The organism is Pseudomonas sp. BP01 (genome assembly GCF_022760795.1).
In the GTDB taxonomy this organism is placed as follows: Bacteria; Pseudomonadota; Gammaproteobacteria; order Pseudomonadales; family Pseudomonadaceae; genus Aquipseudomonas; species Aquipseudomonas putida_Q.
The window spans coordinates 254,622-274,441 of sequence record NZ_JAFBKA010000001.1 but is presented as its reverse complement, the minus strand read 5'-3'; the positions used below and the strand labels follow the sequence as shown (position 1 = coordinate 274,441).

Annotated in this window: 19 protein-coding genes; 10 read left to right on the top strand and 9 right to left on the bottom strand. The window is 62.7% G+C overall.

Features of this window, described 5'->3' with window-relative positions:
• Window positions 1-64: 64 nt before the first annotated feature.
• Complete coding sequence (locus tag JOY50_RS01235; RefSeq protein ID WP_243054658.1) at window positions 65-1,366, bottom strand: mechanosensitive ion channel family protein; 1,302 nt, start codon at window positions 1,364-1,366, stop codon at window positions 65-67.
• Window positions 1,367-1,469: 103 nt separating this feature from the next.
• On the opposite strand from JOY50_RS01235, the gene JOY50_RS01230 reads away from it, so the two are divergent.
• Window positions 1,470-2,831, top strand: coding sequence for a DEAD/DEAH box helicase (locus JOY50_RS01230; protein WP_019473861.1), 1,362 nt, complete (start codon window positions 1,470-1,472; stop codon window positions 2,829-2,831).
• 118 nt (window positions 2,832-2,949) lie between these two features.
• On the opposite strand, the gene JOY50_RS01225 is transcribed toward JOY50_RS01230, so the two are convergent.
• Window positions 2,950-3,222, bottom strand: a complete 273-nt coding sequence (locus tag JOY50_RS01225) for a hypothetical protein (RefSeq protein ID WP_049274459.1) — start codon at window positions 3,220-3,222, stop codon at window positions 2,950-2,952.
• Between the two features lie 86 nt (window positions 3,223-3,308).
• Window positions 3,309-3,605, bottom strand: coding sequence for an addiction module antidote protein (locus JOY50_RS01220; RefSeq protein ID WP_016498445.1), 297 nt, complete (start codon window positions 3,603-3,605; stop codon window positions 3,309-3,311).
• Between the two features lie 220 nt (window positions 3,606-3,825).
• Between JOY50_RS01220 and JOY50_RS01215 the strand changes: the two genes are divergently transcribed.
• The gene (locus JOY50_RS01215; RefSeq protein ID WP_063427289.1) at window positions 3,826-4,221 is read left to right on the top strand and encodes a hypothetical protein; all 396 of its coding nucleotides are present in this window, start codon (window positions 3,826-3,828) and stop codon (window positions 4,219-4,221) included.
• A gap of 106 nt (window positions 4,222-4,327) precedes the next feature.
• Entirely contained in the window at window positions 4,328-5,254 is a 927-nt protein-coding gene (locus JOY50_RS01210) for a DMT family transporter (protein ID WP_138737706.1), read from the top strand.
• A 129-nt stretch (window positions 5,255-5,383) separates the two neighbouring features.
• Here the strand turns inward: JOY50_RS01210 and JOY50_RS01205 are convergent, their stop codons facing one another.
• Window positions 5,384-6,553 carry an MFS transporter gene (locus JOY50_RS01205; protein WP_243054657.1) on the bottom strand — a complete coding sequence of 390 codons (1,170 nt, stop codon included), beginning with the start codon at window positions 6,551-6,553 and terminating at the stop codon, window positions 5,384-5,386.
• A gap of 106 nt (window positions 6,554-6,659) precedes the next feature.
• On the opposite strand from JOY50_RS01205, the gene JOY50_RS01200 reads away from it, so the two are divergent.
• Both JOY50_RS01200 and JOY50_RS28975 read left to right on the top strand, forming a co-directional pair.
• Entirely contained in the window at window positions 6,660-7,553 is an 894-nt protein-coding gene (locus JOY50_RS01200; protein ID WP_019471167.1) for a putrescine utilization regulator PtrR, read from the top strand.
• A gap of 124 nt (window positions 7,554-7,677) precedes the next feature.
• Window positions 7,678-7,806, top strand: coding sequence for a PA1414 family protein (locus JOY50_RS28975; protein ID WP_009683677.1), 129 nt, complete (start codon window positions 7,678-7,680; stop codon window positions 7,804-7,806).
• Window positions 7,807-7,989: 183 nt separating this feature from the next.
• On the opposite strand, the gene JOY50_RS01195 is transcribed toward JOY50_RS28975, so the two are convergent.
• The gene (locus JOY50_RS01195) at window positions 7,990-9,369 is read right to left on the bottom strand and encodes a sodium:solute symporter (protein ID WP_016498451.1); all 1,380 of its coding nucleotides are present in this window, start codon (window positions 9,367-9,369) and stop codon (window positions 7,990-7,992) included.
• 132 nt (window positions 9,370-9,501) lie between these two features.
• Window positions 9,502-10,452 carry an agmatinase gene (speB, locus tag JOY50_RS01190; RefSeq protein ID WP_016498452.1) on the bottom strand — a complete coding sequence of 317 codons (951 nt, stop codon included), beginning with the start codon at window positions 10,450-10,452 and terminating at the stop codon, window positions 9,502-9,504.
• 225 nt (window positions 10,453-10,677) lie between these two features.
• Here speB and JOY50_RS01185 point away from each other — a divergent pair, with 225 nt between their 5' ends.
• From JOY50_RS01185 to JOY50_RS01175, 3 genes are all read left to right on the top strand, one after another.
• Complete coding sequence (locus JOY50_RS01185; protein WP_016488535.1) at window positions 10,678-11,571, top strand: LysR family transcriptional regulator; 894 nt, start codon at window positions 10,678-10,680, stop codon at window positions 11,569-11,571.
• A gap of 135 nt (window positions 11,572-11,706) precedes the next feature.
• Window positions 11,707-13,272: a PAS domain-containing methyl-accepting chemotaxis protein gene (locus tag JOY50_RS01180; protein WP_138737708.1), complete on the top strand. Its 1,566-nt coding sequence runs from the start codon at window positions 11,707-11,709 to the stop codon at window positions 13,270-13,272.
• 63 nt (window positions 13,273-13,335) lie between these two features.
• A complete protein-coding gene (locus JOY50_RS01175) occupies window positions 13,336-13,935 on the top strand; it encodes a tRNA-uridine aminocarboxypropyltransferase (RefSeq protein ID WP_132846943.1) in 600 nt (199 codons plus the stop codon).
• A gap of 171 nt (window positions 13,936-14,106) precedes the next feature.
• Here JOY50_RS01175 and JOY50_RS01170 read toward each other — a convergent pair whose 3' ends face one another.
• The 3 genes from JOY50_RS01170 to JOY50_RS01160 form a co-directional block, all read right to left on the bottom strand.
• Window positions 14,107-15,465: a TolC family outer membrane protein gene (locus JOY50_RS01170; RefSeq protein WP_019471164.1), complete on the bottom strand. Its 1,359-nt coding sequence runs from the start codon at window positions 15,463-15,465 to the stop codon at window positions 14,107-14,109.
• A 311-nt stretch (window positions 15,466-15,776) separates the two neighbouring features.
• Window positions 15,777-16,142: a YbaN family protein gene (locus tag JOY50_RS01165; protein WP_132846942.1), complete on the bottom strand. Its 366-nt coding sequence runs from the start codon at window positions 16,140-16,142 to the stop codon at window positions 15,777-15,779.
• A gap of 7 nt (window positions 16,143-16,149) precedes the next feature.
• A complete protein-coding gene (locus tag JOY50_RS01160; RefSeq protein ID WP_010955200.1) occupies window positions 16,150-16,737 on the bottom strand; it encodes a YecA family protein in 588 nt (195 codons plus the stop codon).
• Window positions 16,738-16,982: 245 nt separating this feature from the next.
• Here JOY50_RS01160 and recQ point away from each other — a divergent pair, with 245 nt between their 5' ends.
• Together recQ and JOY50_RS01150 are read left to right on the top strand one after the other, a co-directional pair.
• Window positions 16,983-19,130 carry a DNA helicase RecQ gene (recQ, locus tag JOY50_RS01155; RefSeq protein WP_132846941.1) on the top strand — a complete coding sequence of 716 codons (2,148 nt, stop codon included), beginning with the start codon at window positions 16,983-16,985 and terminating at the stop codon, window positions 19,128-19,130.
• Between the two features lie 150 nt (window positions 19,131-19,280).
• Entirely contained in the window at window positions 19,281-19,718 is a 438-nt protein-coding gene (locus JOY50_RS01150; RefSeq protein WP_043201636.1) for a MarR family transcriptional regulator, read from the top strand.
• Window positions 19,719-19,820: the final 102 nt, after the last annotated feature.

Below are 19,820 nucleotides of genomic sequence, written 5' to 3'. Positions count from 1 at the left end.
ATGCTGTGAGCTCCCTGTGGGAGCTGGCTTGCCGGCGATGGGCTGCAAGGCAGCCCCGGCTGTCTCAAGCCTCGCTCATCTCCTCAAGGCGACGCGGCACCGGCTCCGCCGCCGTACGCCCGGCCAACCCCACCCGCATGTCATTGCCACTGGGCTGCTGATACAGGCTCAAGCCAAACTCCGGCAGCACCGCCAGCAGGTAGTCGAAGATATCCCCCTGGATCCGCTCATAATCCGCCCACACCGTGGTAGTGGTAAAGCAGTAGATCTCCAGCGGCACACCTTCGGCGGTGGTCTGCATCTGCCGCACCATGCAGGTCATGTTCGGGTGCACGTTGGGGTGGTTCTTCAGGTAGGCCAGGGCAAACGCGCGGAATGTACCGATGTTGGTCAGCTTGCGGCGGTTGGCCGACAGCTCTGCCACCGGCCCCAGGGCCTCGTTCCAGTTCTGCAGTTCCTGGCGCTTGCCGGCCAGGTAGTCGCCCAGCAGCTGCACCTGGCTCAGGCGCTGCTCCTCTTCGCGGGTCAGAAAGCGCACACCGGCCGCGTCTATGAACAGGCTGCGCTTGATCCGCCGGCCACCGGACTGCTGCATGCCGCGGTAGTTGCGGAACGACTCGCTCATCAGGCGCCAGGTGGGGATGGAGACAATCGTTTTGTCGAAGTTCTGTACCTTCACCGTGTGCAGGGTGATGTCCACCACGTCGCCATCAGCACCTACTTGCGGCATTTCGATCCAGTCACCCACGTGCAGCATGTCGTTGCTGGTGAGTTGCACGCTGGCGACGAACGACAGCAGGGTGTCCTTGTACACCAACAGCAGCACCGCCGACATGGCACCCAGGCCCGACAGCAGCAGCAACGGCGAGCGGTCGATCAGAGTGGCGACGATGACGATCGAGGCGAAGATCCACAGCATCATCTTGGCCAGTTGCACATAGCCCTTGATCGAGCGGGTGCGGGCGTGTTCGGTGCGGGCGTAGATCTCGAGCAGGGCATCCAGCAGGCACGACAGCGCCATGGTCATGAACAGCAGGGTAAAGGCCAGGGCGACATTTCCCAGGAAGTGCTGGGCAGTGTCGGACAGCTCCGGCACCAGCTTCAGGCCAAACTGCAGCACCAGTGAGGGGGTGGTTTGCGCCAGGCGGTGGAACACCTTGTTATGGCGCAGGTCGTCCAGCCACTTCAGCGCGGGCTGGCGGGCCAGCAGGCGGGCGCCATGCAGCATCAAAAAGCGCGCCAGGCGGCCGAGGATGAGGGAAATCAGCAGCAGCACCGCCAGGCCAATGGCGGCGTGCAGCATCGGGTGTTGGTCGAGTGTGCCCCACAGGTCGAGGGAGTCACGCCAGATTCGTTGTATATCCATGGGCTTGCGTACAGTCTTGTGGCGAAACGAAGGGCCATTAGAGCGCGGATGACGACAAAGTTGCCAAAAGAAATTCGGCTAAGGCGGCAGAAAACGTTACCCTATGCAACTGAATTTCCCGCACTTGCCTGAGGTTACCTCCGTGTTCTCCCAATTCGCCCTGCATGAACGCCTGCTTAAAGCCGTGGCCGAGCTTAAATTTGTCGAGCCGACCCCGGTGCAGGCCGCGGCCATCCCCCTGGCCCTGCAAGGGCGCGACCTGCGCGTGACCGCGCAGACCGGCAGTGGCAAGACGGCGGCCTTCGTACTGCCGCTGCTCAACCGCCTGGTCGACCTGAAAGGCGGGCGCGTCGAGATCCGCGCGCTGATCCTGCTGCCGACCCGCGAGCTGGCCCAGCAAACCTTGAAGCAGGTGGAGCTGTTCTCGCAGTTCACCTACATCAAGGCGGGCCTGGTGACCGGCGGCGAAGACTTCAAGGAGCAGGCCGCCATGCTGCGCAAGGTGCCGGACGTGCTGATCGGCACCCCGGGCCGCCTGCTTGAGCAGCTTAACGCCGGCAACCTCGACCTGTCCCACGTGCAGGTACTTATCCTCGACGAAGCCGACCGCATGCTGGACATGGGCTTTGCCGAAGACATGGAGCGCCTGTGCAAGGAGTGCGAGAACCGCGAGCAGACCCTGCTGTTCTCCGCCACCACCGGTGGCGCTGCCCTGCGCGATATCATCGGCAAGGTGCTGAAAGACCCTGAGCACCTGATGCTCAACAGCGTCTCGCAGCTGGCCGAAGGCACCCGCCAGCAGATCATCACCGCCGACCACGACCAGCACAAAGAGCACATCGCGCAGTGGCTGCTGGCCAACGAAACCTTCGACAAGGCGATCATCTTCACCAACACCCGCGCCATGGCCGACCGTATCTACGGTCACCTGGTGGCCAAGGACGTGAAGGCTTTCGTGCTGCACGGCGAGAAGGACCAGAAGGACCGCAAACTGGCCATCGAGCGCTTCAAGCAGGGCAGCTCCAAGGTGCTGGTAGCTACCGACGTGGCGGCTCGCGGCCTGGACATCGACGGCCTGGACCTGGTGATCAACTTCGACATGCCTCGCAGCGGTGACGAGTACGTGCACCGCGTGGGCCGTACCGGCCGTGCCGGTGGCGAAGGCCTGGCGATTTCGTTGATTACCCACAACGACTGGAACCTGATGTCGAGCATCGAACGCTACCTCAAGCAGCAGTTCGAACGCCGTGTGATCAAGGAAGTGAAAGGCACCTACAGCGGTCCGAAAAAGGTCAAGGCCTCGGGCAAGGCTGTTGGCGCCAAGAAGAAGAAAGTTGATAAGAAAACCGGCGACAAGAAAGCTGCCGCCAAGCGCAAGCCCACCGCCAAACCGCGGGCTAACGCACCTCTGGCCAGCGCTGACGGCCTGGCGCCACTGAAAAAGCGCAAGCCTGCTGCTGAATAAGTAGCTATCAAGGCCCTATCGCCGGCAAGCCAGCTCCCACAGGGAAGCCACAGACGCTGGATTCAGCGGTACCTGTGGGAGCTGGCTTGCCAGCGATGGAGCCATCAATGGCAACCCGTCAATCAGCCTTCTTCTCCGCCGTTTTCAGTTCTTTGATCCGCTGGTCTATCAGCTGACACTTGTCGGGCAAGTCCTTGCTCGCCGTCCCTAGATCCATCCCCTGAAGCTCGTCGTTGATCTCCTTGGCCTTCTGCGGGTTCTGCTCGGTCAACTGGGTCACCAACCCGGCCAGCTCTTCTCGTTTCTGCGTGGCTTCTTCCGGTGTGCACGCCCAGGCGGGCAACGCGCAGGACAGTGCAATGACGCAGGTAATCGGCAGCAGCGGTTTCATCCTTTTTACCTCTAGCGGTGGCTATGTGCGGTGGAACGTTGCGGCGGCAAGCAAGTTCAGCCTTGGCGACCGATGGCGCAGAAGCGTTATCCCCTAGCGAGGTGAGGCCGCGCCGTCATGTCTATTTCCAACGCCTTCATCACGATCAGAAACGACTTCAGCGTAGGGTTGCCATGCTCGCTGAATGACCTGTAAAGCTGCTCTCGGGACAGCCCAGTCTCTTTCGCCAGTTCGCTCATCCCCTTGGCGCGTGCAACCACGCCGACAGCTTTAGCGACATAGCTGGCATCGCCGGTTTCAAGTGCATCGGTCATGAACTGCGCGATTGCTTCAGGTGTAGTGAGGTACGCGGCAGGATCGAATTCAGAGAAGGTTTCAGTCATTTTGCATCCTCCACGAATGCAGAATCTGGATTCGGATTTCTTCATCAAGTGAATGTAGTTTTTAAACTACACAAGACGAGACAGCCAATGGTTTCTGTCTATTGCTGCCTACGCGGCTTCAGACCGTGGCATCCATCCAGCCTTCATCTTTCGGAACACCGCTTGCGCCGGCAGGTCCCAACCTGTGTACCCCTTCCGTCCACAGCAGGAGCCCGTAGCCATGAGCATCGCCTACGATTGGGATCTGATCGAACGTTTGCTGCACGAAGTGCAGAACGGCGCCGGTCATAGCTTTACGCCACGCCCCTATGCCGAACAGCACGCCGCGGCCCAGGCCGCCAAGGGTGAGCCGGTGGGGGATCTGGATCACCTTAAAACCCACGCTTGTGAGTATGAAAAGCTGCTGTTCGAGCGTGGCTTCATCGAAAGCCGGCCTGAAGAAGAGGGCGGCAATGGTGAAAACTTTGTGCTGACCGAGCGCGGGTTACGCTTGTTGAGCCTGATCGACAGCAGCATCCCGGGCTTCGAACACCCGCGCCAGGTGCTGGACGAACAGGCGGATGCGCTGGATGAAGCCACCTTCGAGCACGTGTCTTCGAAGGCGCAGATCGCTTGAGGTCGTTTTGAGGCTGGCAACAGCGGGTAGGGAAACCCGATAATCGGTAGCTTCTGAATACTGCCGAGCCTATGCCCATGCTTGCGAACACCCCGGAGGCCCGCCTATGAGCGCGGTCCGCAAGAACCCTGACGCCTTTGCCTTTCAGGTGATGCTGGGCCTGTGCCTGATCTGGGGTTGCCAGCAGGTGCTGATCAAGACCGCCGCCGTCGACATCGCGCCGGTGATGCAGGCCGCGCTGCGCAATGGCATCGCCGCTGTGCTGGTGGCGCTGATGCTGTGCTGGCGCGGTGGCTGGGATCAGGTCGGCAGCACATGGCGCGCGGGTTTGCTCGCGGGCGGGCTGTTTGGTGTGGAGTTCCTGTTCATCGCCGAAGGCCTGAAGCTGACGTCGGCGGCGCACATGTCGGTGTTCCTCTATACCGCACCGGTGTTTACCGCGTTGGGCCTGCATTTCCGGCTACCCAGCGAGCGCCTGCGGTTTTTGCAGTGGCTGGGGATTTTGTTGGCATTCGGTGGCATAGCCATGGCGTTTGCTGGCGGCATGTCGTTCGAGGAAATGGATGGGCGCATGCTGCTGGGTGATGCCTTTGGCGTGATCGCCGGGCTGGCCTGGGGCGCTACTACAGTCGTGGTGCGCTGCTCTCGGCTGTCGGAAGCACCGGCTACCTTGACCTTGTTCTATCAGCTGGCGGTGGGGTTTGCTGGCCTGTTGCTGATTGCTCTGCTTAGCGGGCAGATCGGCGCCGTGTCGCTGACACCCTTGGCGATGGGCAGTGTGCTGTTCCAGGGGATTGTGGTGTCGTTCATCAGTTACCTGACCTGGTTCTGGTTGCTGCGCAAGTACCTGGCGTCCAACCTGGCGGTGTTTTCGTTCATTACGCCGCTGTTTGGGGTGACCTTTGGGGTGCTGCTGCTGGATGAGCCGCTAAGCGTCAATTTCGTGATCGGCGCGCTGTTAGTGTTGCTGGGCGTGGTTCTGGTGAGTGCCGAGCCTTGGGTGAAGCAACAATTGCGCAAGCTTGTGGGTTGAAGGTTGCCTGTGCTGGCCCTATCGCCGGCAAGCCAGCTCCCACAGGAGTACCTCAGGCCTTGAAGTGGTAAGGATACCGGTGGGAGCTGGCTTGCCGGCGATAGGGCCCTTGCAGGCAAGACCAGTTGTTCAGGCTGCGCGGGCTACTGCTTGGCAATCTTGAGTGTTCTGCCCACTGGTCATGACCAGCACGCCCGCCAGCCCCAGCCCCACCGCCGCCAGCATTAACGCCGGCTGCAGGCCGCCGCTGTAATGGCTGCTGACCGCCGCCAGCAGGGGCCCGCTCAACTGCCCCAGGGCAAAGCACGCGGTCAGCAGCCCGGCATTGCGCTGTGTGGCGTGGGGGGCCAGCTCCCGCGAGCGTTGCATCACCAATTGCATGCACGCCAAAAACGGCCCACCGCACAGCACCACACCCAGCGCCAACCCGACCCCGCCGCCCATCAGGCAGGCCAGTACGCCCAGCCCTTGCAACCACAGGGTGGCGGTCAGCCAGGCCGAGGTGCGCCCGTTACGGCGCAAGCTCACCAGCACCACCCCCAGCGCTGCCGCCAGGCCAAACGCCGGCCAGAACAGGTCCGCCATCCACTGCCCGCGAAACTGCTGATTGGCCATTTGCGACAGGAAAGTGGCCGGCAGGATGTAACCCACGCCGTACAGCGCGTATACCAGCGCCAGGCGGCCAATGCCGGCGCTGCGCGCCGCCCCCGGGTGCGCTGGCGACGGGGTTGGTGCAGCCTGCAATGCGCGTGGCAGCCAAGGCCGCACGGCCAGCAGCATCACCAGCGCAGCCACGGCGTAGATCAGCCACAGTGCTGCCGAGCCCAGCCCAGCCAAGTGCGCCAGCAGTGCCAACAGGCCGGTCACGGCGATGCCCAGGCCGGGCCCTGCAAACACCAGGGCACCCAGCCGTTGGCGGTTGTGCGCGTTGGCTACCTGCTGGCTGAGGCTGGTGATCATCACCAGCACCCAGGCACTGGCCACGCCGGTGCCAAAGCGCAGCAGCAGGTGGCTCCAGAAACCGTCGGCGGCCAATGAGGCCAGGGTCAGCAGTACGCACAGCCACAGCCCGCCGTGCAGGCGCAGGCGCACCTGGCCGGGTGAGCGGGCGAACATGGCGTCCACCGCGCCAATGAAATAGCCCAGGTAATTGGCGGCCGCGACCAGCCCCGCGACCGTCAGATCGAACTGGCCTTCGGCGATCAGTTGCGGCAGTTGCGGCGTGAGGGCGAAACGGCCGATGCCCATGGCCACCATCAGCGCCACGGCGCTGGCCAACAGTTGAATGAGTGGCGACATGACAGGTCTCCTGCGCGGAATTAAGCGATGACTGGCAGGTTAGGGCGGTTTCATTTTCAATAAAATTGAATAATGATGATCAAGTTGTTCTGTTTTGGAGAATGCCGTGGAATTCAGCCAGCTGCGTATCTTTCAGGCCGTGGCCGAGGAGGGCTCGGTCACGCGCGCCGCAGAGCGCCTGCATCGGGTACCGTCCAACCTGTCGACGCGCCTGCGCCAGCTTGAGGAGCAACTGGGTGTCGAGTTGTTCCTGCGCGAGCGCCAACGGCTGCAGCTGTCGCCGGCGGGCAAGGTGCTGCTGGAGTACGCCAACCGCCTGTCGGCCTTGCGCGACGAGGCGCTGGCCGCTGTACGCGGCGGCCAGCCGGCCGGCGACTTTGTGCTGGGGACCATGTACAGCACCGCTGCGACCCACCTGCCAGCGTTGCTGGCGCGTTATCACCAGGCCTACCCCGCGGTGAACCTGCAGGTGCGCGCAGCGCCCAGCGGCGAGCTGCTCGAAGGCCTGCTTGGCCACACCCTGGACGCTGCCCTGGTAGATGGCCCGCCGAGCCTGGCCGGGCTGGATGGCGTGCCGCTGTGCGAAGAGCAGTTGGTGCTGATCACAAGCCCTGAGCACCCAGCGGTGCACACTGCCAAGGATGTGGCGGGCAAGGCGGTGTTCACCTTCCGCCAGGGCTGTTCGTACCGCATGCGCCTGGAGGCGTGGTATGCCCATGCCCACACGCCCATGGGCCGGGTCATGGAGATCGAGTCGTACCAGAGCATGCTGGCCTGCGTGATCGCCGGCGCCGGGGTGGCGATGATGGCCCAATCGATGCTCGACAGCCTGCCTGGGCGTAACCGGGTAAGGGTGCACCGGCTGCAGCAGCCGTTCGATCAGGCGGTCACGTGGCTGATGTGGCGTCAGGGTATGCGTGGGGCGAATCTGCAGGCGTGGATCGACCTGCAACAAAGCGAAACGATTAACCAGTCGTCGGAATGCGCCGCCAGGGCTTGATCCGGGTCAAAATGGCCCTTATCTGTAAGAGCATAGGCATGCGTAATACAGGACATCAGGCTATGATCTGTATGAAACATCCCAGGATTGATACGCCGTGAGGCTGACCCGTCAAGGGGGCATTATGAATAAACCACTGTCCAACTGGCTCCACGACCTGGCGGTCGCCTTGGGGCTGATTCCACCACCCTTGCAGCCGGTGCCGATCCCGACTGATGAAGAGCAGCGCAAACGCCAGCCGCGTCGCCGCTGATTGAACACAAAGGCCGCTGCACCTGGGTGGGTGCAGCGGCCTTTTTGTGTCTGAGAGTTGATTGTTATCTATTCGGGCCCTATCGCCGGCAAGCCAGCTCCCACAGTACTGCGCAAGCCTCAGGCCCTGTGCATTCTTTGTGGGAGCTGGCTTGCCGGCGATAGGGCCGCTTCAGGCTAATGGTCAGGCCAGATTCACCGCACCGACTGGTTTGCGGGACATCAGGCTAACCGCTACAAAGCTCACCAAGCCGATCGCCAGGCTGTAGTAGATCGGCGTATTGGCCTCCAGCCCGTCCTTGAACATGAACAGCAGCGCGGTGGCAAAGCCCAGCGACATGCTGGCAATCGCACCGGCAGTGGTCGCACGCTTCCAGAAGATCGCCCCGATCAGCGGGATCAGCATGCCGCCGACCAGCAGGTTGTAGGCCAGGGTCAGCGCGTTGATCACATCGTTCACCATCAGCGCGATACCCAGCACCACCAGGCCGGTGAGCAGTGTGAACAGACGGCTCATGCCCAGGCTCGACTGCTTGCCGCCACGCAGCTTGGGCAGCAGGTCTTCGGTCACGGTGGTCGAGGCGGCCAGCAGGCCGGCACTGGCGGTGGACATCATGGCCGCCAGGGCCGCCGCCATCAGCAGGCCACGGATGCCATCGGGCAGGGTGCTCTTGATCATCTCGGCAAACGCGTTGTTCGGGTTGGCCAGGTCTGGCATCAGCACATGCGCGGCCATGCCGATGGCGGCGCAGGCCAGGCCGTACACCACACAGTACACACCGGCGACGGTACCGGCACGCTGGCAGACCTTTTCGTCACGCGCGGTGAACACCCGCTGCCAGATGTCCTGGCCAATGAGGATGCCGAAGAAGTAGATCAGGAAGTAGGTGATGATGGTGTCCCAGCCAATGGTCGTCAGCTGGAAGCTGGCCGCTGGCAGTTTGGCCACCAGGGTGTCCCAGCCACCGGCCTTGTACAGGCACACCGGCAGCAGGATGAACATCAGGCCGACGGTCTTGATCACGAACTGGACGATGTCGGTCAGGGTCAGCGACCACATGCCGCCAATGGTGGAGTACAGCACCACCACACCGCCGCCGAGCAGCAGCGAGGCCCAGAACGGCAGGTCTAGCAGCACCTGCAATACGGTAGCCATGGCCAGGGTCGAGGTGACGCCGATCATCAGCGCGTAAGCCAGCATGATCACGGCGCTGGCCTGGCGTGCGGTGGGGTTGTAGCGTTGCTCAAGCACCTGGGTCACGGTGAAGATGCGCAGGCGCAACAGCGGTTTGGCCAGGAACAGGTTGATGGCGATGATGCCCAGGCCAAGGGCTGCGCACAGCCAGAAGCCGGAGATACCGTGGACGTAGCCCAGGCGCACGGTGCCAACGGTGGAAGCACCACCGAGCACGGTGGTGGCCATGGTGCCCATGTACAGCACAGGGCCCAGGTTGCGCCCGGCTACCAGGTAGTCTTCATGGGTTTTTGCACGTCGCATGCCGTACCAGCCAAGCCCGAGCATGCCGGCGGTGTAGATCATTACAACAATGATGTCCAAGGCCATTGGGGTTCTCCCGATTATCTTTATTATGGCGAGATCGACCACGCGGGCGGCTCACGGCGCCCGGTGGTCTTGTCGTGTTGTTGGCGGGCCTCTGTGGCCCTCCCTCATGGCTCCTGCCGGGGTATAGCGGTATTAACGACGCACGACGCCCGGTAGCACGCAGAGCATTTCGAACAGCAGGTTGGCACCGAGCAGCGAGGTGTTGCCGGTGGTGTCGTAAGGCGGGGAGACTTCGACGAGGTCACAACCGATCAGGTCCAGGCCGTGGCAGCCGCGAATGATCTCCATCGCCTGGATGGTGGTCAAGCCGCCAATTTCCGGGGTGCCGGTACCGGGCGCCCAGGCCGGGTCGATGCCGTCGATGTCGAACGACAGGTAAACCGGGCCGCCGCCGACTTTTTCCCGAACTTCGGCCATCAGAGGTTCCAGCGACTTGTGCCAGCATTCTTCGGCCTGGACCACGCGGAAGCCCTGGCGCCGGCTCCAGTTGAAGTCATCGGCGGTGTAGCCCTGGGCGCGCAGGCCGATCTGTACCACACGGTCGCAATCGAGCAGGCCTTCTTCCACGGCGCGGCGGAAGGTGGTGCCGTGGGCGATCTTCTCGCCGAACATGTGGTCGTTGACGTCAGCATGGGCATCGATATGCACCAGGCCGATCTTGCCGTGCTTCTTGTGCAGCGCCCGCAGGATCGGCAGGGTGATGGTGTGGTCGCCGCCCAGGGTCATCGGTATGACGTTGTGCTCGACGATTTCGTCGTAGGCTTCTTCGATGATGCGCACGGCGTCCAGCAGGTTGAAGGTGTTGATCGCCACGTCACCGATGTCGGCCACCGACAGCGAGTCGAACGGTGCGGCGCCGGTGGCCATGTTGTACGGGCGGATCATCACCGATTCGGCGCGGATCTGCCGTGGGCCGAAGCGGGTGCCGGAGCGCAGCGAGGTACCGATGTCCAGGGGCACGCCGATAAAGGCAGCATCCAGGCCTTGGGCACTTTGCAGGTGGGGGAGACGGAGCATGGTGGCGATGCCGCCGAAACGCGGCATTTCGTTGCCGCCCAGTGGTTGGTGGAGAGTCTTGTCCACGGTGGGCCTCATCAGTCGGTCGATTGTTGTGTTTGTTCGAACCTGTGCCGCCGCGCGCCTTTCAAGTGTGGTTTTGCCAGCGGGCAGGGACATTTCGGCCAAGTCTGCTGAAGGTAGTGCCGGGGAAGAATCGCTACCGACAAATACTTAGTTCAGGAATTTCTGAACTAAAGGCCGGCAGAGCGGTTAGACTGCGCGCAAATACACCTGCGGAACCGTTGCACCATGGCCTCGACCTTGCCCGACCTGAAACTGCTGCGCATCTTTGTCAGCGTGGTGCGCCACCAGGGCTTTGCCAACGCGCAGCGCGAGTTGAACCTGTCGACCTCGGCCATCAGTACCTACATGAGCCAGTTGGAAGGCGCGCTGGGGATCGTGCTGTGCCATCGCGGCCGTGGCGGTTTCAGCCTGACCAGCAAGGGCGAGCTGTTCCATCAGGAGACCCTGCGGCTTCTGGCTGAACTGGATGGCTTCGAGCAGTATGCCGCTGCCCTCAAGGGCGAGTTGCGTGGCACCCTCAACCTCGGGGTCATCGACTCCACGGTTGGTGACCGCGCCTTGCCGCTGGCCGAAGCCATCGGTGCCTACAGCCAGGAGCACCCGGCGGTGCACCTGCACCTTTCGGTTTCCAGCCCTTACGAGCTGCAACTGGGCGTGCAGGACAACCGCCTGGACCTGGCCATTGGTGCGTTCTCCTCGCGCATGAGCGGCCTGCTCTACCAGCCGTTGTACCGTGAACAGCACTGGCTGTACTGCAGCAGCCGCCACCCGTTGTATACCGAGCGGCGCATCCCCGAGCCGGTAGTGACGCAGCAGCGCATGGTCGGGCGCGGCTACTGGAGCCAGGCCGAACTGGCCCGGCATGGCTTCAAGCACAGCGCGGCGACGGTGGAGAGTATGGAAGCGCAGTTGATCCTGATCCTCTCCGGCGCCTATATCGGCTACTTGCCCGAGCACTATGCCCAGGCCTGGGTCGACAAGGGCGATTTGCGCGTGCTATCGCCGTCCACCTTTGGTTACCAGGCACCGTTCTCGCTGATCATTCGCCGTGGGCGTAGCCGTGAACCCCTGATCCAGACCTTCCGCGACCTGCTGAAAAGCCAGCTGAACGTGGGCTGAGAAGCGACACATTCATGCATTCCGTCGGGCGATGCTAAATTCCGGCAAAAGCAGACCGCTAACCTGATAGCGCTCTGCTACATATCAACTTGCGCTGATGATTTTCCCTTATTTCATCTTGCAAGGATCGCCCAGATGCGCATGAATTTGCCCGTCACTGAGCACGAAAGAACCTTCTCCAGCGATCAACGGCTGATTTCCACGACTGACCTCAACAGCCGTATCACTTACTGCAACGAAGCCTTCGTGTCGATCAGCGGGTTCACCTACGACGAGCTGGTCGGCCAACCGCACAACCTGGTGCGTCACCCAGATATGCCTCCATCGGTGTTCGGGCATATGTGGGAGACGATCAAGCAGGGCAAACCGTGGATGGGGGTGGTCAAGAACCGGGCGAAGAACGGCGACTACTACTGGGTCAGCGCCTACGTCACGGCAATCTACGAGCAGGGCCGCATCAGTGGGTACGAGTCGGTGCGCTCGGTACCCACGCGCGAGCAAATCCGCCGCGCCGAGGCGCTGTATGCGCGCCTGCGGGCCGACCGCGCAGCCGTGCCCTGGGCGGCGCGGTTGGGGCATGGGTTGGCTCATGGCTGGCCGCTGATCGGTGCGGGCCTGCTGTCGGCGGCCGGTTACTTGTGGCTGCCGGCCTATGCAGCCCTTGGGGTGCTGATGGCCAGCCTGCTGTTGGCCTGGTACCTGGTCGAGCACCGGCAGAACCAGGCTATCCGCCGCACGTTGGCCGAGCATCCCAAGGCCTTCACCAGCCCGCTGGTGGCGCTTACCTACAGCGACAACCCGGGCCTGCAGGGCCAGCTTGACCTGGCCATCATCAGCGAGGAAGCGCGCTTGCAAACAGCCCTGACCCGCCTGGTAGACGCCGGGGTCGGGGTGAAGTCGCGGGCTGCGCAGTCGTCCGACTTGTCCGATGCTCAGGCGCAGATGCTCGACCGCCAGCGCAGCGAGACCGACCAGTCGGCCACGGCCATTGCGCAGATGGCGGCGACCATCCAGCAGGTCACCCACAACGTGCAGAGCACGGCGCATGCGGCCGGCGATGCCGACCAGCTGGCGCAGCATGGCAGCGAGCTGGCGCTGCAGAGCCTCAAGGCCATGGGCAGCATGAGTGATGCCGTCAACGACATCGGCCAGGCGGTCAATGCCCTGGCCGAGCAGACGCAGTCCATCGGCAGCGTAGTCGATGTGATTACCTCGATTGCCGAGCAGACCAACCTGTTGGCGCTCAACGCTGCCATCGAGGCTGCGCGCGCGGGTGAGCAGGGGCGGGGGTTTGCCGTGGTGGCCGATGAAGTGCGGTCGCTGGCCCAGCGTACCCGTGCATCGACCGAGGAGATTCACCACATCATTGCCTCGTTGCGCGCGGGGGCAGAACGGGCGGTGAGCACTGCCAGCCGGGGTGAGCAGATGTCGCGGGACAGCGTGCACAGCGTCGAGGCGGTGCAAGCTGCGTTAAGCGGGATTGCCCAGGCGGTCAGCCGCATCACCGGCATGAGCCAGCAGATGGCGACGGCGTCGGAGCAGCAAAGCCATGTGGCCGAGGACATCAACCAGCAGATCGTGAGAATTGCCCAGCTGTGCGACCAGAGTGCCGGGCAGGCCAGGCAGGGGGCAGAAATCAGCCAGGACCTGGAGCGCATGGCCGAGTACCTGCACAGCCTGGCGGAGCGCTTCAACCGCTGAGATCGCTGGCCCGCAAAGCGGGCCGCGGTTCTGTGGCAAAATGTTCCCGCCAAGGAGAACCCCATGCCCAGACCCCGCTGCGAGCGCTGCCAGCGCCCGCTCGACCATTGCCTCTGCCCACTGATTCCCGCGCTCGACAGCCGCACCCGCGTCATCCTGCTGCAGCACCCCAGTGAAACCGCCCATGCCCTCAACACCGCGCGCCTTGCTGCCCTTGGCCTGAACAACGCCGAGCTGCGGGTAGGCGAGGTATTTGATGACTTGGGTGAATTGCTGACAACGCCTGGTTACCGGCCGTCCCTGCTGTTCCCTGGCGAAGACGCTCAGGTGCTGACGGCCTATGGCCAGGTCGATGACAAGCCGTTGCTGTTGATCGTGCCCGACGGCACCTGGCGCAAGGCGCGCAAACTGCTGTACATGAACCCGGGGCTGGAGGGGTTGCCGCGGGTGACACTGGGGGCAGTCGCGCCTTCGCGTTATCGGCTGCGCAAGGCGCCCGAAGCGGGGGCGCTGTCGACTATCGAGGCGGTGGTGGGGGCTTTGAATGCGTTGGAGCAACCTGCCTGCTTTAACGCACTGCTGGCGCCGTTCGAGGCGTTGATCGAGGGGCAGATCAGGGCCATGGGGGTGGAGACGTTCCAGCGTAACCATGGTGAGGGTTGAGGTGGCCGTGAGGGCCCTATCGCCGGCAAGCCAGCTCCCACAGCTACAGTGTCAAGGCTCAGGCTTTTATTCCCACAGGCAACTACACGAAGTCTGAAGCTTATGCAGGACCTGTGGGAGCTGGCTTGCCGGCGGAAGGGCCGCAAAGCGGCCCCCAGATCTCGAAGCCGATCAACGCATCTCAGGCAGACGCGCTTCTGTACGCACCTCGGTGGTAGCCAGCGCCTCTGGTGGCAGCGAAATACGCTGTTTGCTCAGCAGCTCACCCATGGTCGCCAGCACGCGGTAACGCGAGAACTCCTCGGTGTAGCGTACTTCGGTGTAGCGACGGTCGGCGTTGTACAGCTCGTTCTCACTGTCCAGCACGTCCAGCAGGGTACGCTGGCCCAGACCGAACTGGTCCTGGTAGGCGGCACGCACGCGCTTGGTGGTCTCAGCGTATTCACGCGCGGTAGGCAGCTGCTTGCTGGCGTTGTTCATGGCGTTCCACGCCAGGCTCAGGTTTTCGGTCAGCTCACGCAGGGCGTTGTTGCGGATGTCCAGGGCCTGGTTGATCTTGTGCGCGTCAGACTGCAGGCGGGCCTTGTCGCTGCCGCCACGGAACAGGTTGTAGTTCATCTCTACGCCGGCTTGCCAGTCGTTGTTGTTGTGGCCTTTTTCGCCGCCGGTGTTGTTGTTGGCACCGGTTGCCAGAATGGCGTCGAAGCGCGGGTAGAAGGTCGACTTGCCGACTTCGTATTGCTGCTCGGCGGCGTTGACGTCAGCCTGGGCAGATTTTATGTACGGGTTGTTCTGGCGCATGCTGTCGCGCGCGCCGTCGAGGGTCTCAGGCACCTCGCCCTTGATGGTCGCCGGGCTTTCCAGCTCGTCCGGGGCACGGCCGACCACGCTGAAGAAGTTGGCCTCGGCATCGGCCAGGTCGACTTCGGCGGTGTCCAGGTTGTTTTCCGCCAGGGCGCGACGTGCGCGGGACTGGTCAAGGTCGGCGGTGCTGCCGACGCCGCGCTCGTTACGCAGGCCGATCTGGTCGTTGACGCGCAGGTGGGCTTGCAGGTTGTTCTTGGCCAGGGTTACCAGCTCACGGCGCTTGAGCACTTCCAGGTACACCTCGATCGCACGCAGGGCAACATCCTGGGCAACTGCCTGGGTGTAGTAGGCGCGAGAGGTGGAAACCGCTTCGGTGCGGCCCACTTCGTTCGCGGTGTTGAAACCGTCGAAAATCATCTGCCGCAGGCGCAGCTCGGACTGGGTGTAGTTGAGGGTTTCCTTGTTGTGGTTACCCTCGGCACGGGTGGTAGCGTTGTCCGAACGCTGGCGACCATAGCCAGCAACCAAATCCACGGAAGGGTAGTAGCCACCACGCGCAAACTTGACGTCTTCATCGGCCGACAGCTTGCTATTGCGATTGGAGCTGACCTGCGGGTGGTAGTCCACGGCGCTCTGGACGGCCTCGGTGATCGACATCGCCTGTACGTTGGCACTCGCCAGGGCCAACAGTAATGCACTGGTGATGGGGTTCAAAACGCGCATGGTACATCTCCCTGATCCTGGAATTGATCCTGCTGCTCGCCAAAAAAATGACGATAAAGTTATCGCGTATAGTGTTGCAGGTTTTTAACAACTCAGCTAAGTACATTCAACGCGATAGATAAGAAGATTTATTCATATCAAATTGCCATATAAGACATATATTGTCTAATAGGAGTGACGAAAGAGGTTGCTGGCAAGCGCGTGCACAGCCACGAAAGCCAGTAAATACAAGGCTTTTGTGCGGTTCCAGAACCGTTTTGGATAAAGACAGCGCCAGTTAGGCGAAAGCGATATTTGGCGACAAAAAAATGTCACCTTGGCTTGTGCAGGGTTTTCTGTTTGACGATATACAGGCTTACCAGTACGGCGCTGGTCAACATGAATGCACGCGCCCAGAACAGGGGCACCAGATAGCACGACAGGCCAATGCTGGCCCACATCAGGCCGATGGCGTAGACCTTGCCCTTGAGGGGGATGCCTTCACCACTGAGGTAGTCGCGGATCCATGGCCCGAGCTTGGGGTGATGGACCAGCCAGTGGTGAAAACGCGGCGAGCTGCGGGCAAAGCATGCTGCCGCCAATAGCAGGAACGGGGTGGTGGGCAATACCGGAAGGAAAATCCCCAACACCCCCAGCGCAACGCTGAGCCAGCCGATGGCCAGCAGCAGGTAGCGCACAGCCGACTTAGTGGTGGCGTGGCTTGAGCAGCGCCGGCTTCTCGTCAGGGGCGTGCAGCAGCAGGAACAGTGCGCTCAGTGCCTCTGGGATCTGGACGATCATGTCATCCTGCAGGTTGGCGTTGCTGGCAATGTCGGCGAACTCTGGCTGTTCGTCGAACAGGCCCGAGCCCACCATGATTGGCAGCAGCATCTCGCTGACTTCTTCTTCGGCGTTCTCGAACCAGGCCTCTTCACGCAGGAAAACGCCTTCCATGAAGCCGATGCACCAGCCGCGCAGGTCGGAGTCGTCCGGCTCGTCGGTCAGGTCGAGGTCGCATGGCAGGTCGAATTCTTCGTCGCTGGCCAGCTGGCGCGCGATGTGCGCTTTCAACGCCACCAGGGTGGCCTCGATCTCGGTGCGCTGGGCCTCGCTGGCGTAGTGCGGCTCTTCGGCGAACAGGGCATCGATCCATTCGCGCTCGGGCACGTCCTCGGCGTTGATCGACAGGGCGGTGAGGTAGCCGTGGGCGGCGACGTAGTCCAGCGCCTCTTCGTGCAGCTCGTCGGCGTCGAGGAAGGCTTGCAGGCGGGTCAGTTGCTCGGCGAAGGACATTACAGGGCTACCTTGGGGAATAAACGATACCGAATTCTAGCACCAAGCAAGGGTGGCGGGGTAAAGGGAACGTCTATCGCCGTGGTGCCCTGTGCAGTGCGGTGCTGCGGTATACTCCGCCATTTTTCATCCAGGGGCAGCATTTATCGGCGCCTGGCAAAAACCGCTTACGCATTTGGCGTGTGCGGAGCGGGTTTTTCGTCCAGCCTGTATCCAGGATGGTACGGCGATTTGTGGAGTTGCACATGCTCGAACAGGCTCAGCGCGTTCTCAAGGACATCTTCGGCTACGACAGTTTCCGTGGGCGCCAGGCAGCAATCATCGAATGCGTGGCCAATGGCGGCGATGCCCTGGTGCTGATGCCCACCGGTGGCGGCAAGTCGCTGTGTTTCCAGGTGCCGGGGCTGCTGCGCCCAGGCCTTACGGTGGTGGTCTCGCCGCTGATTGCGCTGATGGACGACCAGGTCGCCACGCTGGACGAACTGGGCGTGTCGGCTGCTGCGCTGAACTCTACCCTGACGGCGGAACAGCAGCGTGAACTGGCCGGGCGCCTGCGCCGTGGCGAGGTGAAGATGCTGTACCTGGCGCCAGAGCGCCTGGTGCAGCCGCGCATGCTCGACTTCCTGCGCGATCTGGACATCTCGTTGTTTGCCATCGACGAGGCGCACTGCGTTTCGCAATGGGGCCACGATTTCCGCCCCGAGTACCTGCAACTTGGGCAGTTGGCCGAGCTGTTCCCGCATGTGCCGCGCATTGCGCTGACTGCCACCGCCGACATGCGCACCCGCGAAGAAATTGTCCAGCGCCTGCACCTGCAAGGCGCCGAACGCTTCCTGTCGAGCTTCGACCGGCCGAACATCTTCTATCGCATCGTACCCAAGGAAGCGCCGCGCAAGCAGCTGATGGCCTTCCTTGGCGAGCGCCGCGGCAACGCCGGCATTGTCTACTGCCTGTCGCGCAAAAAGGTTGACGAAACCGCTGCCTTCCTCTGTGACCAGGGTTTCCCGGCATTGCCTTATCACGCTGGCCTGGCCGCCGAGACCCGTTCGGCCAACCAGCACCGCTTCCTCAACGAGGAAGGGCTGATCATGGTCGCCACCATTGCTTTCGGCATGGGCATCGACAAACCCAACGTGCGCTTCGTTGCCCACCTCGACCTGCCCAAGTCGCTGGAGGCCTATTACCAGGAAACCGGCCGTGCCGGCCGTGACGGCCTGCCATCCGATGCCTGGATGGCCTACGGCCTGCAAGACATGGTAATGCTCAAGCAGATGCTGCAGAACTCCGAAGGTGACGAGCGCCACAAGCGTATCGAGCAGCACAAGCTCGACGCCATGCTGGCGCTGTGCGAAGAAACCCGCTGCCGTCGCCAGTCGCTGCTGGCCTATTTCGACGAAACCCTCGAACAGCCATGTGGGCACTGCGACAACTGTGTCGACAATATCCAGACCTGGGACGCCACCGAGCCAGCCCGTCAGGCGCTGTCGGCGGTGTTCCGTACGGGCCAGCGCTATGGCGTCGGCCACCTGGTCGATGTGCTGCTGGGCAAGGACAACGAGAAGGTGCGCAATTTCGGCCACGAGAAGCTGTCGGTGTTCGGCGTCGGCAAGGGCCTGGCCGAGGTCGAGTGGCGTTCGCTGTTCCGTCAACTGGTGGCGCGCGGCCTGGTCGACATCGATCTGGAAGGCTACGGCGGGCTGCGCCTGTCCGACAGCTGCCGGCCGCTGCTGCGCGGCGAGGTGACCTTGCAACTGCGTCGCGACCTCAAGCCGCAGACCACGGCCAAGTCCTCGTCGTCCGGTGGCGGCAGCCCTGCCAGCCAGTTGGTGCGTGCCGAAGAGCGCGAGCTGTGGGAAGCGCTGCGTACCCTGCGGCGCAAGCTGGCGGAGGAGCACAGTGTGCCGCCCTATGTCATCTTCCCCGACTCGACGCTGCTGGAAATGCTGCGCAGCCAGCCGGTCAGCCTCAGCGACATGGCCCAGGTCAGCGGTGTGGGCGCGCGCAAGCTGGAACGCTACGGCCAGGCGTTCCTCGAAGTGCTGAACAGCAGCGGTGGCACCGAAGAGGCGCCGAAAGTGGTGCTCGACCTGCGCCACGAACTGGTCAGCCTGGCCCGGGCCGGCATGACCCCGGCGCAGATCGCCGGGCAGCTCAACTGCAGCGAGAAGAACGTGTATAGCCTGCTGGCCGAGGCGCTGGGCCGCCAGGAGCTGAGCCTCGACCAGGCCCTCGACCTGCCGGAAGACCTGCTGATGGAAGTGCAGGATGCCTTCCTGGATGGCGAGGGCGAGCTGCCGCCGGTGTCGGCCATTGCGCCGCAGTTTGCGGGCCGTGTGCCGGAGGGTGTGCTGTATTGCGTGCGTGCGGCGCTGGCGGCCGAGTTCGAGATGTGACTGGCATGCGGATCGAGGGTAGAACCGCCATCTGCTGACCTTTGTCATGCTTTTTGACGATTATCGAACAATGAGGAGGGCGCGAGCCTTGCCTCGTGGGGCCGGTCATGGTTAGCTGCCTAACAATTAGATCTGTTCAATGAGTTGCTTATGCCCCTGACCGACAACCAACACCGCTTCGGCATGCAGCTGGCCCAGATGTCCCGGGGCTGGCGTGCCGAGCTGGACCGCCGCCTGGCCGGGCTCAACCTGTCCCAGGCGCGCTGGCTGGTGTTGCTGCACCTGGCGCGTTTCGAAGAAGCCCCCACCCAGCGTGAGCTGGCCCAGAGTGTGGGCGTCGAAGGCCCGACCCTGGCGCGCCTGCTCGACAGCCTGGAAGCACAAGGGCTGGTGCGCCGGCAGGCGGTGGTTGAAGACCGGCGAGCCAAGAAGATCTTGCTGTGCCCGCCGGCCAAGCCGCTGATCGACCAGATCGAAACCATCGCCAACCAGTTGCGGGTGGAGCTGTTTACCGGGGTGGACGAGGCAGAGTTGCAGGTGTGCATGCGCGTGCATGCCACGATCCTGGCCAACCTCGAAAAATCCTGAGGCCCCTGGGGCCGCTTTGCGGCCCATCGCGACACAAGGCCGCTCCTACAGGGGATCGCGTACTCCTGTAGGAGCGGCCTTTTGTCGCGATGGGCTGCAAAG